This window comes from Stutzerimonas sp. NM35 (genome assembly GCF_054604355.1).
This window is the reverse complement of the sequence record NZ_CM137728.1, coordinates 421,666-435,535: the sequence shown is the minus strand read 5'-3', so window position 1 is coordinate 435,535 and position 13,870 is coordinate 421,666. Positions and strand designations below refer to the sequence as shown.

Below are 13,870 nucleotides of genomic sequence, written 5' to 3'. Positions count from 1 at the left end.
CTGGACTTAGTCTGCTCAGACGTTCTGAGCCATAGGCTGACGCCGACCGGCAAACCATTCAAGCCCCACTACCAGCACAATGCCTGCAACAGCCATCAGCACGGCCAGCATGAGTTGCGGGTCCTGCCCGGTGAGGCTGGCATAACTGTCCGGTGAAATATTCTGCTCCAGCAAGGGCGTACGCTCACCCTGGGAGTTGGTGCGCCAGGTGAGTGTTTCCTTCCAGGGCCAGACCTTGTTCAGCGAGCCCAGCATCAATCCGGTGAGAAAGGCCAGGGTAAGGTCGCGCCAGCGCTCGAGCATCCAGCTGAGCACACGCGCGAAGCTCAGAATACCGACCAGGCAGCCTGCTGCGAAAATTGCCAGTATGCCGATATCGAGTGTTTTCACCGCTGCCAATACAACCGGGTACAAGCCCAGCAATACCAGAATGAAACTGCCGGAAATGCCCGGCAGGATCATCGCGCAGATCGCGATGGCGCCTGCGAAGAACAGGCTCAGACCGCTGCTGCTCCACTGTACCGGAGCGGCCACGGTGATCACGTAGGCGAAGGCTACGCCGAGCACCAGCCCGACGACACGCGACAGGTCCCAGCGCTGGATTTGCTTGCCGACCAGATGCACCGATACCAGGATCAGACCGAAGAAGAACGACCAGATCAGGATCGGATGCTCCTCCAGCAGGTAGCTGATCAGCTTGGCCAGGCTGAACACGCTGGTGAAGATCCCGCCCAGCAGAATCAACAGGAAATTGGCATTGGCCGCCTTCCATGCGTCTTGAACACGCCCACGCAGCAACAGCAACGCCGCGCTTGGAATTGCGCCAATCGAGCGAAGCAACTCGTCATAGATTCCGGTAATAAAGGCAATGGTGCCACCGGACACCCCTGGAACCACATCGGCGGCGCCCATGGCGATGCCCTTGATGTACAGCATTAAAGCGCTCTTCATGCTTCCTTCCGCTGAGTCTTCAAACTACAGGTCCATTGAGCAGCGGTACGAAGCGCACGGTATCCAGCAGATGCCGGGAAAAACCGTCTTCCTCACGAACGATCAACATCAGTTGCTGAATCTCACCCGCCCCGACCGGAATCACCAGACGCCCACCGGGTGCCAGTTGATCGAGCAGGGCTTGCGGCACGTCCGCTGCCGCCGCAGTCACGATGATGCCGTTGTAAGGCGCCAATGCCGGCCACCCTTCCCAGCCATCACCCCAGCGAAAGACCACATTGCGCAACTTCAGTTCGACCAGCCGCTCCTTGGCCCGCTCCTGCAGCACCTGGATTCGCTCGACCGAGAACACCCGCTCCACCAGTTGCGCCAGCACAGCGGTCTGATAACCGGAGCCAGTGCCGATCTCCAGCACCTTGTCCAGCGGGCCGTCGGCCAGCAGCAGTTCGCTCATGCGCGCAACCATGAATGGCTGCGAGATGGTCTGATTGTGGCCAATGGGCAGCGCGGTGTCCTCATAGGCACGGTGCGACAGGGCCTCGTCGACGAACAGATGACGTGGCGTGCGTCGAATGACTTCCAGCACGTGTGCGTTCGACAAGCCCTCATCATAGAGGCGCTGAATCAGACGATCACGGGTACGTTGCGAGGTCATCCCGGTTCCGTGGCGCATCAGATTCTCCTGTCCAAGATGATTCACAGCACCCCCTCCAGCCAACGGTCCAATCCCTGGAATGCTTCGCGAAAGGTGCGATCGAGTTGCAATGGCGTGATCGAGACATAACCCTGCATCACTGCATGGAAATCGGTTCCCGGCCCGCCGTCCTCGACATCGCCGGCCACGGAAATCCAGTAGCCATCCTTGCCGCGCGGATTGGCCTGTTTCACCGGCGGTTTGGCCCGGCTGCGATGGCCGAGACGGGTCAGCTGGATACCACGGATATGGTCCAGCGGCAGGTTGGGCACATTGATGCTCAGCACGGTGCGCGGCGGCAGATCGAGCTGGTCATGCTTCTCCACCAGCTTGCGCGCGATATAAGCCGCCGTTGGCAGGTTGTCCGGCGAACGCGAGACCAACGAAAAGGCGAATGCCGGCTTGCCGGTGAAGCGCCCCTCGATGGCCGCCGCTACGGTGCCCGAGTAGAGCACGTCATCGCCCAGGTTGGCGCCCAGGTTGATACCCGAAACCACCATGTCGGGCGCCTCGTCGAGCAGGCCGTTGATCCCCAGGTGCACGCAATCGGTGGGTGTGCCGTTCACGCCGATGAAACCGTTCGGCATGGTCGTCGGGTGCAGCGGGCGATCCAGCGTCAGCGCGCTGCTGGCGCCACTCATGTCCTGGATGGGGGCGACCACCCGGCACTCGGCATAATCCGCCAGCGCGTCATAAAGCGCGGCGAGCCCAGGTGCATACACCCCGTCGTCGTTGGCGATCAGAATACGCATCAGATGTCCGTCTGCCCTGCCAGGCTGACCAGCTCGCGCACCACAGCGGTGGCGAAGCATCCGGTCGGCAGGACGAATTCAAGTTGCAGAATGTCAGGCCCCGGATAATGCCACGACAAGCCGCCAATGGGGAGGCGAAGAATGCGCCGCTCATGCTTCATTCCGGCTTCTGCGAGCCACTTGGCGATTGCCGGCTCAAGCGCCGCGATATCCGCCTCCAGCGCCTGCGTCGCGCCACCCGCAGGCGATTCGCCCTCCCCCCACAAGGGGCCGGTAGGGTGCAGATCAAGGATCGCCAGGCGCGGGTCAGCGCATTCGGCTTCGCCAGCGGGAAAGAAGCTGCGGCTGTCGGTAAAGGCCAGCAGGTCGCCGACTTGCGCCTGGCGCCAGGTTCCGGCGGCGACACGTTCGGCCAATACCCGATTGAACAGGTAACTGCGCCCCGCCGAAAGCAGCCGCGAGCGCAGGTTGCGCTGTACCGGCAACTCCTGTCGCTCGGCATATTCGCGCGCACCAAGCACATTGCCGCCCTCGAAGCCGAAGCGCTGCAGGCCGAAGTAGTTGGGCACGCCGTGCGCCTTGATGCGCGCCAGACGCGCCTCCAGTTCGGCGCGATCGGCTTCCAGTTGAGTCAGGCGCAGGATGAAGCCGTTGGCCGTATGGGCACCGCGCTGCAGCTTGCGCTGATGGCGACTGCGCTTGAGGATGCGCAGCGTCTCGTCCTCGGCCTTGTCCAGCACAGGATCGGCCTTGCCCGGCAGGTGCAGGCTGAACCACTGGCGGGTCAGCGCCTGGCGGTCCTTGAGGCCGGCATAGCTGATGCTGCGCACCGGCACGCCAGCGGCGCGGGCTAGGCGGCGGGCCGCTTCCTCGGTATTGAGATTGCGCTTCTCGACCCAGAGCCAGAGATGCTCGCCCTCGCCGGACAACGGAATATCCAGCACCTCATCGACCTGGAAATCCTCGGCCACCGCCTTGAGCACGGCGCTGCCACACGAACCGCCATGCGCCCGTGGCCCCAGCAACTGGTCTTCAGTCATGCGCGGACCAGCAGCGCGACCGCATGCACGGCGATGCCTTCTTCGCGCCCGACGAAACCCAGCTTCTCGGTGGTGGTGGCCTTGACATTGACCTGATCCAGCTCGACCTGCAGATCCTCGGCGATCAGGCCACGCATGGCCTCGATATGCGGGGCCATCTTCGGTGCCTGGGCGATGATGGTGGCGTCGACATTGCCGACCTTCCAGCCCTTGGCCTGCACCAGCTTGAGCACATGACGCAACAGCACCCGGCTGTCGGCGCCCTTGAACTGCGGGTCGGTATCGGGGAAATGCTTGCCGATATCGCCCAGCGCCACCGCGCCGAGCAGCGCATCGCTGAGCGCGTGCAGCAGCACGTCGCCATCGGAATGCGCCAGCAGCCCGAGCCTGTGAGGAATCCGCACGCCGCCCAGCGTGATGAAATCGCCCTCGCCGAAGCGATGCACGTCGTAACCGTGGCCGATACGCATAGATAGAATCCTTGGAAAACTCAGCCGGCGATTCTACAGGAGCCGGCACGCCTTGAGCCGATAGAGAGCGACAGCGCTCTGCAATCGATGGCGGCGATATCCACCATCAGCCGAATCGATCCTGTATCGCCCCTAACCGATATATAGTTCGCTCCATTCCGATATACGGTCCGAGAACACCCCATGCCCGACGATTTCGACGACATCATCAAGGCACTCGCCCACCCACTTCGCCGGGAAATCCTGCAGTGGTTGAAAGAGCCGCAGCTGTACTTTCCCCAGCAGTACCACCCGCTGGAAAACGGCGTTTGCGCCGGACAGATCGACCAGCGCGCCGGGCTGTCGCAGTCCACGGTTTCGGCCCACCTGGCCACCCTGCAGAAAGCCGGGCTGATCAGCAGCCAGAAAATTGGCCAGTGGCATTTCTTCAAGCGCAACGAGCCGGCCATCCAGGCGTTCATCGAGCGCATCGGCCAGCAACTCTGAATTCCTTCGCATCCCAAACAGGAGCGGTATCGCTATGCCCACACTTTTCGACCCCATCAGAATCGGCGACCTGGAACTGCCCAACCGCGTCATCATGGCGCCCCTGACCCGCTGCCGCGCAGAGCCGGGGCGCGTGCCGGGCGAGCTGATGGTCGCGTATTACGCCCAGCGCGCCAGCGCCGGCCTGATCATCAGCGAAGCCACCTCGGTAACCCCCATGGGCGTCGGTTACCCGGATACCCCTGGTATCTGGTCCGCCGAACAGGTGCAGGGCTGGAAGAAGATCACCGATGCCGTACATGCCAAAGGCGGCAAGATCGTGCTGCAGCTCTGGCATGTCGGGCGCATCTCCGACCCGATCTACCTTGACGGCCAGCTGCCGGTCGCACCCAGCGCCATCCAACCCGCCGGCCATGTCAGCCTGGTGCGCCCGAAGAAACCTTACGAAACCCCGCGTGCGCTAGAAACCAGCGAGATCGCCGGTATCGTAGAGGCCTATCGCAAAGGTGCCGAAAATGCCCGGGAAGCCGGTTTCGACGGCGTGGAAATCCACGGCGCCAACGGCTATCTGCTCGACCAGTTCCTGCAGGACAGCACCAACCAACGTACCGACCTGTATGGTGGCTCACTGGAAAATCGCGCACGGCTGATGCTGGAAGTCACCGATGCCGTGATCGGCGTATGGGGCGCCGGGCGCGTCGGCATGCACCTGGCCCCCCGCGCCGACGAGCATGACATGGGCGATTCCAACCGCGCCGAAACCTTCGGCTACACCGCCCGCGAGCTGGGCAAGCGCGGCGTGGCGTTTATCTGCACCCGCGAGAAAGTTGGCGCAGACAGTCTCGGCCCGCAACTCAAGCAGATCTTCGGCGGCGTCTATATCGCAAACCAAGGCTTCGACAAGGAACAGGGCAATGCCTGGCTGGCCGAAGGCAAGGCCGACGCGGTGGCCTTCGGTGTTCCCTTCATTGCCAACCCCGATCTGGTCGAGCGCCTGCGCCAGGACGCGCCCCTCAACGAACCGCGCCCGCAGCTGTTCTACGCCCAGGGTCCCGAGGGTTATACCGACTATCCGGCGCTCTGAGCCCTTAGAACCTGCTGGCCATCGTGGGAGCGGGCCATGCCCGCGAACCATGCTCAGCACCCGCGCGAGCCCGTTCGCGGCCAAGAGCCGCTCCTACAGTGTGCAGTGCGAGAGCCTTTGTGGGAGCGGCCTTGGCCGCGAAGCGATGCGCAGGCCTGACGGAAACCAACCTCGTCACGCCCGCGAATGCGGGAGCCCAGTGTGGTTGCGGGGTTACCCGACGGCACGGGTCCCCGCGTTCGCGGGGATGACGGGGCGTGCGGGGATGATAGGGCCGCGCGGATGGTTCGGGCATTGGTTCGCGGACAAGTCCGCTCCTACAGGATCGGCGTGACAACTGGGACACATAGTCTTTTCATTTGTCGCCACGCATAAAAAACCCCGGGCAAGCCCGGGGTTTTTTATGGTGCGGGGGTCGGCTTACATCATGCCGCCCATACCACCCATGCCGCCCATGTCCGGCATGGCCGGGGCAGCCTTGTCGTCGACCACTTCGGCGACCATGGCTTCGGTGGTGACCATCAGACCGCCGATGGAGGCTGCAGCCTGCAGTGCGGAACGGGTGACCTTGGCCGGATCGAGGATGCCCATCTCGATCATGTCGCCATAGGTGTCGGACGCGGCGTTGAAGCCGTAGTTGCCTTCACCCTGCTTGACCTTGTCGACCACCACGCTCGGCTCGCCACCGGCGTTGGCGACGATCTGGCGCAGCGGAGCCTCGACGGCGCGACGCAGCAGCGCGATACCGACGTTCTGGTCTTCGTTGTCACCCTTGAGCTCGGAGATCGCCTGCAGCGCGCGCACCAGCGCGACACCGCCGCCAGGCACCACGCCTTCTTCGACGGCTGCACGGGTGGCGTGCAGGGCGTCTTCGACGCGGGCCTTCTTCTCTTTCATCTCGACTTCGGTACCGGCGCCGACCTTGATCACGGCAACACCGCCGGCCAGCTTGGCCAGACGCTCTTGCAGCTTTTCCTTGTCGTAGTCGGAGGTGGTTTCTTCGACCTGCTTGCGAATCTGCGCAACGCGGGCTTCGATGTCGGTCTGCTGGCCGGCACCGTCGATGATGGTGGTGTTTTCCTTGTTCAGCACGACGCGCTTGGCGTTACCCAGATGCTCCAGGGTAGCGGTTTCCAGGCTCAGGCCGACTTCTTCGGAAATCACGGTAGCGCCGGTGAGGATGGCGATGTCCTGCAGCATGGCCTTGCGGCGATCGCCGAAGCCTGGCGCCTTGACCGCGGCGACCTTGACGATGCCACGCATGTTGTTGACCACCAGAGTGGCCAGCGCTTCGCCTTCGACGTCCTCGGCAACGATCAGCAGCGGACGACCGGCCTTGGCAACGGCTTCGAGCACCGGCAGCAGTTCGCGGATGTTGCTGATCTTCTTGTCGACCAGCAGCAGCAGCGGGCTGTCCAGCTCGGCCACCATGGTGTCCGGCTTGTTGATGAAGTAGGGGGACAGGTAGCCACGGTCGAACTGCATGCCTTCGACGACGGACAGCTCGTTCTCCAGGCCCGAACCTTCCTCGACGGTGATCACGCCTTCCTTGCCTACGCGCTCCATGGCTTCGGCGATAATGTCACCGATGGAGTTGTCGGAGTTGGCGGAGATGGTGCCGACCTGAGCGATGGCCTTGGAGTCGGCGCACGGCTTGGCCAGGTTCTTCAGCTCGGCGACGATGGCGATGGTGGCCTTGTCGATGCCGCGCTTCAGATCCATCGGGTTCATGCCGGCAGCGACGGCCTTCAGGCCTTCGTTGACGATGGCCTGGGCCAGGACGGTAGCGGTGGTGGTACCGTCACCGGCTTCGTCGTTGGCCTTGGAGGCAACGTCCTTGACCAGCTGCGCGCCCATGTTCTCGAAGCGGTCCTTGAGCTCGATTTCCTTGGCGACGGAAACGCCGTCCTTGGTGATCAGGGGTGCGCCGAAGCTCTTTTCCAGAACCACGTTGCGGCCTTTCGGGCCGAGGGTCGCTTTTACCGCGTCAGCCAGGACGTTTACGCCTGTCAGCATCTTCTTGCGTGCGGAATCGCCGAACTTGACTTCTTTAGCAGCCATTTTGATTGATCCTCAATACTTGAATATGGATGGAGATTCGCGAGGGAATCAGGCTTCAACGACAGCGAGGATTTCGTTCTCGCTCATCACCAGCAGATCTTCGCCGTCGACCTTGACGGTATTGCTGCCGGAGTAAGGACCGAATACCACCTTGTCACCGACCTTGACGGCCAGCGCACGCACTTCACCGTTGTCCAGCACACGGCCAGTGCCCACAGCAACGATTTCGCCCTGGTTCGGCTTCTCGGCAGCGGAGCCCGGCAGGACGATGCCGCCTGCGGTCTTGGTTTCTTCTTCGCTGCGACGGATTACGACGCGGTCATGCAGAGGACGAAGCTTCATTGTCGATCTCTCCTAACAGAGTGGTTCCATGCCGATGCATCTCATCGGCGGGTTGGCAAATCCGGCGGTGCCGGTTGCGGCCCGCAGCGCGGGCCGCAGAAGACGGACTGTCAAAATGCGACAGCGACCTTGCGGTGACCGCTACATGCGGGCGAGGAAAATGATTTCAAGGGTCAGTCACCATTTTTTTGCAGCTGGAGAGTGCCGGACATGCCTGCGCATGCCCCGCGAATCGAAGGGCACGTCATTTGTCGCGACGTTCCCATTCACCTTCGATCACGTTCGGGCGCTGGGCGCCGGTGGGCTGCTCATGCTGCCGGCGAAGCTCATCGGCAAAGGCGCGGCGACGTTGCGCCTGGGCTTCGGCACGGCGCCCGAGCACGCCCAGAAACAGCTTGCGCGAGGGCGGGAACAGCAACAGCAGGGCGACGAAGTCACTGATAAAACCCGGCAGGAACAACAGGCCGCCGGCGACGACCATCAGCATGCCCTGGAGCATTTCACGCTCCGGCAATTCACCCCGCGCCAGCCGCTCACGGGCACGCCAGGCGGTGGCAAAGCCGGCAAAGCGCATCAGCAGAATCCCGGCCATGCCGCTGAGCACCAGCACGAGAAGGGTCGCCAGCACCCCGATGGAGCTGCCGACCTGGATCAGCAGCGCCAGCTCGGCCAACGGGAACAGGAGAAAAAGCAGCAAGAAAATTCGCATCAATAATCCTTGGCGGAAGAACGGCTTCCGATTCTGTGTAGATGACGGCACCGGGTAACGAATTCAAGCCGGGTGACGGGCAGGCTGTAACCGGATTATTCGCCTTGGCTTGTCGTTGAAAACTACCGGATAAAGCTGAAGTCAGGCTGAATCAGGCGCGGGCCATGCTCACCAGTGCCTGCCGCACCTCGATGGCGGTCGAGCAGGCGGACGGAAACGGCAACCAGTGGACCGCCTGCCCGATACGCAGGTGAAAGCCCTCGGCATCGATCCCCACCATTCGCGCTTCGGGCGTGGCCGGCAGCCCCGCCTGCCCGACGTAATGGGCGATCGCCGCGGCATGGTCGGCGTTCATGTGTTCGAGCATGCCGCCCTCATCGCCCTCGGCACCGGCAAAGGGATTGGCCAGTGCGACCTGTTCCAGCCAGTGAATGGCGCCGAAGCCGCCGATGAAACGCCAGCGCACCGGCTGCAGGACCCAGAAATCGAAATCATGCACGCGATGGTAGTCGCGCGACTCGGGGAAGTAACGGTAATAGCGCTCAGCCGCCGTCTCGACCGACAGCGGCTCACTCAGCTGTCGCGCTTGGGCCATGAGCGTCAGGCGCCCGTTGAGCTGCACATCTTCAACGTCACGTTCGGCAACCAGCAACGAGCAGCGCGGATCGGCCTGAAGATTCCGGGTGTGCTGGGCAATCCGGCTGATCAATATCAGCGGCCAGCCCTCCTCGCTCAGGCAATAGGGAACGACCGAGCCGAAGGGAAAGCCCGGCATCGCCAGGGAGTGCGTGGAGAGCACGCCCCGGTATTCCTTGAGCAGTAATAGTCGGGCATTCTTGACGGCTTCTACGCTCACCTTGGGCTCCTCGGACGGCTGACTGTCGCGTCAGCATAACCTGCCCTCTGAAGGCGTCGCGATACGCATCGACTATAAAAACGGGAGATTGGCATGCAGCTCAAAGACAAGGTCATCATCATTACCGGCGGCGGGCAGGGCCTGGGACGCGCGATGGGCGAATACCTCGCCGGCAAGGGTGCCCGCCTGGCGCTGGTCGACCTCAACCAGGAACGCCTCGATGAAGCGGTCCAGGCCTGCAAGCATGCTGGCGGCGATGCGCGCGCCTACCTGTGCAACGTCGTCGACGAGGAGCAGGTCAGCGGCATGGTGAATCAGGTCAGCGAGGACTTCGGCGGGCTCGATGGGCTGGTCAACAATGCCGGCATCCTGCGCGATGGCCTGACGATCAAGGTCAAGGATGGCGAGCTGTCGAAGATGAGCCTGGCGCAGTGGCAGTCGGTGATCGACGTCAACCTGACCGGCGTCTTCCTCTGCACCCGTGAAGTCGCGGCCAGGATGATCGAGTTGAAGCGCCAGGGCGCGATCGTCAATATTTCCTCGATTTCCCGCGCCGGCAACATGGGCCAGGCCAACTACTCCGCCGCCAAGGCCGGCGTCGCCGCCGATACCGTGGTCTGGGCCAGGGAACTGGCGCGCTACGGGATCCGTGTGGCGGGCGTCGCACCCGGCTTCATCGAGACCGAGATGGTCGCCAGCATGAAGCCAGAAGCACTGGAGAGAATGACTGCCGGAATTCCCCTGAGACGCCTGGGCACCCCGCTGGAAATCGCCCATTCGGTGGCCTACATCTTCGAGAACGATTACTACACCGGGCGGATTCTGGAGCTCGATGGCGGGCTGCGGCTCTAAAGGGCGGCTGGAGGCTGGAGGCTGCCCAGCATGTGGGCTTTTCCGTACGGCCTTCAGCGTTCCAGCGCTTTTATCGGCTTTACGCCCTTACCAGCCTACGCCAAAGCCGATGGTGTAGCGGGTTTCGTCGGTTTCGTTCTCGGCGCCGCTGACGATGTCCCGCTCGGCCTTCATGTTCAGCGAAGCCCAGTCGGTCACCTTGTAGCGCAGCCCGATTTCGGCATCCAGCGCGTAATCAGCCACGTTTTCCAGCGGCTTGCCGATTTCGCCGGTGCTGAACAGTTCGAATGTCTTGCCCACCAGATAGCGGTTGTAATCCCACTTCATCGCGGCCAGGAAGAATTCATCCTTGCTGCCGTCGGCATATTCGTAATCGCTGCGGTTGATCAGCGAAGCCAGCGAGAAGGCTCCCAGCTCGTTGTCCCAGAACTGGTAACCGGGACCGGTACCTATGGTGCGCTGGCGACGAACATCCTCGATCTGATCGCGCTTGTAGCTCAGGCGACCCTGCCAGAACCAGTGCTCGTCGAGGAAACGGTCGAGCGCGTATTCGGCATCCCAGTTGTCGGTGACGGTCACGCCGTCGCGATATTCGCGGTTGTAGCTGCCGGTACCGTTGTGCCGCCACAGACCATGCCGCGCCTTGGTGTCGAAGGACACATCGTAGTCATCGGTATCGGTTTCGGCGCGCTTGTAGTCCATCGCCACGTCGATGTTGCCCTTCCAGGAAAAATCCTGAATCAGCGGCTTGGGATGGATGATCTGCGAGATGCTCGCCAGCTCCACCGTGCGTGGCGCGGCGCCATTGGCGAGAATAACCTTGCCATCCTCGCTCGCCTGTAGCGACTGGATCACTTCGCCAGTAACCTGATCCTGCTTGATCAGCAGTTTCTGGTTGCTTTCCAGCGTGGCGATACTGCTCCACTTCAGTGGAATCGAACCGCCATAGTCGGTCTCCAGGAGCAGCTTGCCGCCGTCCAGGACACTGATCTTGCCGGTCAGGCGATCACCATTCTTCAGCCATACGGTATCGGCGAGCAATGGCAGGGGGAGCGTGACCAGGGCCACGCACAACAGGGTTCTGGGAAGCATATAGATGTACTGGATATCTGATCGAGTGGATTAACAAGCCATTGAAGGGCCGCATTATCCTTATGCTGGTGGTCACAGCAAGCACTGACCGCCAGGCGGAAGACGAGTTCATCAGGACCTGTTCAAAGTCTCGCGAGCTAGAGCAATGCAAGGCGCAACGACCAACGGGAGTAACAGCCGGAAGGCTGGCCCGAAGGGCGAGCGTAGCGAGTCAAAACAGGCGAGGATGCGGAGTTTACAGCTGTAAATGAGCAGTACTCACTTCGTTCGCCCTCCGGGCCGCGCTAAAGCGCGTTAGCCGCAAGCGGCTTTCCGAGCCTGTTTTTAACGCAGCAGTGCCGACGCGCAGCAGACTTTGAACAGGTTCTAAGGAAGCCCCATGCCCGAACAGCCACCCCTGTTACCACCCGGCGCCGATGCCGAAGCACGCCGTGCCGCCGTCTATCTGGTGATGGCGCAGATTCCCGAAGGCAAGGTGGTGAGCTATGGCGAGCTGGCGGCCATGGCCGGCCTTGGCCGTGCCGCGCGCTGGGTCGGGCGGTTGATGTCGCAGCTGCCGGACGACACCCGTCTGCCCTGGCATAGGGTGATCGCCGCCGGCGGTCGCCTGAGCCTGCCAGCGGGCAGCGCGGCAGGCCATGAGCAGCGAGAACGCCTGCGCGCCGAGGGCCTGACCATCATCAATGACCGGGTGAACATACGTCGGCACGGCTGGCATTCATTCGAGCACAGCGAGTAGAGTGCGCCTTTTGTCTTTTTCAGCCGACAGATCATTCCATGTCCCGTGAAACCTGGCGCGATGCACTCGCCGCCTATGCCAGCCCCGCCTCGCTGACGCTGCTGATCCTCGGCTTCGCCGCCGGACTGCCGGCGATCCTGGTGTTTTCGACGCTGTCGGTGTGGCTGCGCGAAGCCGGCGTCTCGCGGGAAACCATCGGCTTCGCCAGCTGGATCAGCCTGGCCTACGCTTTCAAGTGGGTCTGGTCACCGATGCTCGACCAGTGGCGCCTGCCGTGGATCGGCGCACTTGGGCGTAGGCGCTCCTGGCTGGTGCTGTCGCAGGCGCTGATCGCCATCGGCCTGGTGGGCATGGCGCTGTGCAACCCGCAAACCAACCTGACCATGCTGATCGCCCTGGCGGTGATGGTGGCGTTTTCCTCGGCGACCCAGGACATCGCCATCGACGCCTACCGCCTGGAGATCGCCGAAGACAAACTGCAGGCGACCCTGGCCGCGAGCTACATGACCGGCTATCGCGTCGCCATGCTGCTGGCCAGTGCCGGCGCCCTGTTTCTCGCCGAATGGCTGGGATCGAGCAGCCTGGAATACGACCAGGCCGCCTGGACCCTGACCTATCTGGTGTTCGCCTTGCTGATCGTGCCGGGCTTCATCACCAGCCTGCTGATTCCCGAGCCCGAAGCCGCCGCCCCGCTGCCCAACGAGCCATCGCGCTATACCTTCAACCATCAACTGGCCGCCGTTGGCCTGCTGCTGGTGCTGCTGATTTCCGTCCCGGCGATGATCAATGCGCTGATCGCCCAGGCCTGGCCGCGAGCACTGCTCTATGCGCTGTTCATCCTCGGCAGCATTTCGCCCGTGGGCCGCTCGCTGCTGGTGCCGGTTCGGCACATTCTCGGCCAGGCCGGGCAGAGGCAACGCCCGCCACGTTTCGACTTCGCGCACCAGGCGGTATCGGTGATCGTGCTGATCATCCTCATCGTCTCCACCACCGGCATGTTCCAGTCCTACTGGGGCGGCTACTGGCCACGCGGCACCATGTACCTGCTGATCTGCTGGGGCTGCCTGTCGGCCCCTGGCCGCATCCTGATGGGGCCGGTGCTGACGCCGATCACCGACTTCATCGTCCGCTACCGCTGGCAGGCACTGCTGTTGCTGGGGCTGATCGCCACCTACCGGATGTCCGACACGGTGATGGGCGTGATGGCCAACGTGTTCTACATCGACCAGGGCTTTTCCAAGGACGAGATCGCCAGCGTCAGCAAGGTGTTCGGGCTGATCATGACACTGCTCGGCGCCGCGTTCGGTGGCCTGCTGATCGTGCGTTTCAGCATCCTGCCGATCCTCTTCATCGGCGGCGTCGCCTCGGCGGCGACCAACCTGATGTTCATGGTGCTGGTGGAAATGGGCGCGAATCTGCAGATGCTGATCGTCACCATTTCCTGCGACAACTTCAGTGGCGGGCTGGCCTCAACAGCCTTCGTCGCCTACCTGTCGAGCCTGACCAACCTCAAGTTCTCGGCCACCCAGTACGCGCTGCTCAGCTCGCTGATGCTGCTGTTGCCGCGCCTGCTGGGGGGCTATTCGGGCGTGATGGTAGAAAGTCTCGGCTACAGCAACTTCTTTCTGGTCACCGCCCTGCTCGGGGTGCCGACGCTGGTGCTGATCGCCTGGCAATGGACGCGCAACCGCCAGCACCCCGAAGCGGCGCGGAACACGCCGTCTTCGGAGCACGGCTGACGG

Annotated in this window: 15 protein-coding genes; 5 read left to right on the top strand and 10 right to left on the bottom strand. The window is 62.7% G+C overall.

The features are described 5' to 3' along the window. Window positions 1-15 precede the first annotated feature (15 nt). The 5 genes from ACYCFC_RS01970 to ispF are packed head-to-tail and all read right to left on the bottom strand — an operon-like array spanning window position 16 to window position 3,907. Entirely contained in the window at window positions 16-951 is a 936-nt protein-coding gene (locus tag ACYCFC_RS01970; protein ID WP_459652989.1) for a polyprenyl-phosphate transporter, read from the bottom strand. Between the two features lie 19 nt (window positions 952-970). Then, window positions 971-1,606, bottom strand: coding sequence for a protein-L-isoaspartate(D-aspartate) O-methyltransferase (locus ACYCFC_RS01965; protein WP_459653941.1), 636 nt, complete (start codon window positions 1,604-1,606; stop codon window positions 971-973). 41 nt (window positions 1,607-1,647) lie between these two features. Then, a complete protein-coding gene (surE, locus tag ACYCFC_RS01960) occupies window positions 1,648-2,397 on the bottom strand; it encodes a 5'/3'-nucleotidase SurE (protein WP_181082418.1) in 750 nt (249 codons plus the stop codon). Then, entirely contained in the window at window positions 2,397-3,437 is a 1,041-nt protein-coding gene (gene truD / locus ACYCFC_RS01955; RefSeq protein ID WP_459652988.1) for a tRNA pseudouridine(13) synthase TruD, read from the bottom strand. Before truD ends, surE begins: the two co-directional genes overlap by 1 nt. Further along, complete coding sequence (gene ispF / locus ACYCFC_RS01950; protein WP_459652987.1) at window positions 3,434-3,907, bottom strand: 2-C-methyl-D-erythritol 2,4-cyclodiphosphate synthase; 474 nt, start codon at window positions 3,905-3,907, stop codon at window positions 3,434-3,436. The genes truD and ispF overlap by 4 nt, the downstream gene beginning before the upstream one ends. 183 nt (window positions 3,908-4,090) lie before the next feature. On the opposite strand from ispF, the gene ACYCFC_RS01945 reads away from it, so the two are divergent. Both ACYCFC_RS01945 and ACYCFC_RS01940 read left to right on the top strand, forming a co-directional pair. Continuing rightward, a complete protein-coding gene (locus ACYCFC_RS01945; protein ID WP_181082421.1) occupies window positions 4,091-4,393 on the top strand; it encodes an ArsR/SmtB family transcription factor in 303 nt (100 codons plus the stop codon). A gap of 34 nt (window positions 4,394-4,427) precedes the next feature. Then, entirely contained in the window at window positions 4,428-5,477 is a 1,050-nt protein-coding gene (locus tag ACYCFC_RS01940) for an alkene reductase (protein ID WP_459652986.1), read from the top strand. A 420-nt stretch (window positions 5,478-5,897) separates the two neighbouring features. Here ACYCFC_RS01940 and groL read toward each other — a convergent pair whose 3' ends face one another. From groL to ACYCFC_RS01920, 4 genes are all read right to left on the bottom strand, one after another. Continuing rightward, window positions 5,898-7,538, bottom strand: a complete 1,641-nt coding sequence (gene groL, locus ACYCFC_RS01935; protein WP_181082423.1) for a chaperonin GroEL — start codon at window positions 7,536-7,538, stop codon at window positions 5,898-5,900. Between the two features lie 48 nt (window positions 7,539-7,586). Further along, window positions 7,587-7,880 (bottom strand): co-chaperone GroES, encoded by a 294-nt coding sequence (locus ACYCFC_RS01930; RefSeq protein WP_084304326.1) that lies wholly within the window; start codon window positions 7,878-7,880, stop codon window positions 7,587-7,589. Between the two features lie 244 nt (window positions 7,881-8,124). Further along, entirely contained in the window at window positions 8,125-8,589 is a 465-nt protein-coding gene (locus ACYCFC_RS01925; RefSeq protein WP_459652985.1) for an FxsA family protein, read from the bottom strand. 151 nt (window positions 8,590-8,740) lie between these two features. Further along, window positions 8,741-9,445 (bottom strand): DUF2470 domain-containing protein, encoded by a 705-nt coding sequence (locus ACYCFC_RS01920; protein WP_181082425.1) that lies wholly within the window; start codon window positions 9,443-9,445, stop codon window positions 8,741-8,743. 93 nt (window positions 9,446-9,538) lie between these two features. Here ACYCFC_RS01920 and ACYCFC_RS01915 point away from each other — a divergent pair, with 93 nt between their 5' ends. Continuing rightward, window positions 9,539-10,297 carry an SDR family oxidoreductase gene (locus ACYCFC_RS01915; protein WP_459652984.1) on the top strand — a complete coding sequence of 253 codons (759 nt, stop codon included), beginning with the start codon at window positions 9,539-9,541 and terminating at the stop codon, window positions 10,295-10,297. Window positions 10,298-10,384: 87 nt separating this feature from the next. Here ACYCFC_RS01915 and ACYCFC_RS01910 read toward each other — a convergent pair whose 3' ends face one another. Further along, complete coding sequence (locus ACYCFC_RS01910; protein ID WP_459652983.1) at window positions 10,385-11,389, bottom strand: DUF481 domain-containing protein; 1,005 nt, start codon at window positions 11,387-11,389, stop codon at window positions 10,385-10,387. A gap of 379 nt (window positions 11,390-11,768) precedes the next feature. Here ACYCFC_RS01910 and ACYCFC_RS01905 point away from each other — a divergent pair, with 379 nt between their 5' ends. Together ACYCFC_RS01905 and ACYCFC_RS01900 are read left to right on the top strand one after the other, a co-directional pair. Then, on the top strand, window positions 11,769-12,128 hold the full coding sequence (locus ACYCFC_RS01905) for an MGMT family protein (RefSeq protein WP_459652982.1): 360 nt from the start codon (window positions 11,769-11,771) through the stop codon (window positions 12,126-12,128). Window positions 12,129-12,166: 38 nt separating this feature from the next. Beyond that, window positions 12,167-13,867 (top strand): AmpG family muropeptide MFS transporter, encoded by a 1,701-nt coding sequence (locus ACYCFC_RS01900; RefSeq protein ID WP_459652981.1) that lies wholly within the window; start codon window positions 12,167-12,169, stop codon window positions 13,865-13,867. Window positions 13,868-13,870: the final 3 nt, after the last annotated feature.

Coding starts and splice junctions, on each gene's coding strand:
- ispF (WP_459652987.1), bottom strand. CDS start 3,907: ATGCGTATCGGCCACGGTTACGACGTGCATCGCTTCGGCGAGGGCGAT.
- ACYCFC_RS01930 (WP_084304326.1), bottom strand. CDS start 7,880: ATGAAGCTTCGTCCTCTGCATGACCGCGTCGTAATCCGTCGCAGCGAA.
- ACYCFC_RS01905 (WP_459652982.1), top strand. CDS start 11,769: ATGCCCGAACAGCCACCCCTGTTACCACCCGGCGCCGATGCCGAAGCA.
- ACYCFC_RS01910 (WP_459652983.1), bottom strand. CDS start 11,389: ATGCTTCCCAGAACCCTGTTGTGCGTGGCCCTGGTCACGCTCCCCCTG.
- truD (WP_459652988.1), bottom strand. CDS start 3,437: ATGACTGAAGACCAGTTGCTGGGGCCACGGGCGCATGGCGGTTCGTGT.
- ACYCFC_RS01915 (WP_459652984.1), top strand. CDS start 9,539: ATGCAGCTCAAAGACAAGGTCATCATCATTACCGGCGGCGGGCAGGGC.
- ACYCFC_RS01970 (WP_459652989.1), bottom strand. CDS start 951: ATGAAGAGCGCTTTAATGCTGTACATCAAGGGCATCGCCATGGGCGCC.
- groL (WP_181082423.1), bottom strand. CDS start 7,538: ATGGCTGCTAAAGAAGTCAAGTTCGGCGATTCCGCACGCAAGAAGATG.
- surE (WP_181082418.1), bottom strand. CDS start 2,397: ATGCGTATTCTGATCGCCAACGACGACGGGGTGTATGCACCTGGGCTC.
- ACYCFC_RS01925 (WP_459652985.1), bottom strand. CDS start 8,589: ATGCGAATTTTCTTGCTGCTTTTTCTCCTGTTCCCGTTGGCCGAGCTG.
- ACYCFC_RS01945 (WP_181082421.1), top strand. CDS start 4,091: ATGCCCGACGATTTCGACGACATCATCAAGGCACTCGCCCACCCACTT.
- ACYCFC_RS01900 (WP_459652981.1), top strand. CDS start 12,167: ATGTCCCGTGAAACCTGGCGCGATGCACTCGCCGCCTATGCCAGCCCC.
- ACYCFC_RS01965 (WP_459653941.1), bottom strand. CDS start 1,606: ATGACCTCGCAACGTACCCGTGATCGTCTGATTCAGCGCCTCTATGAT.
- ACYCFC_RS01940 (WP_459652986.1), top strand. CDS start 4,428: ATGCCCACACTTTTCGACCCCATCAGAATCGGCGACCTGGAACTGCCC.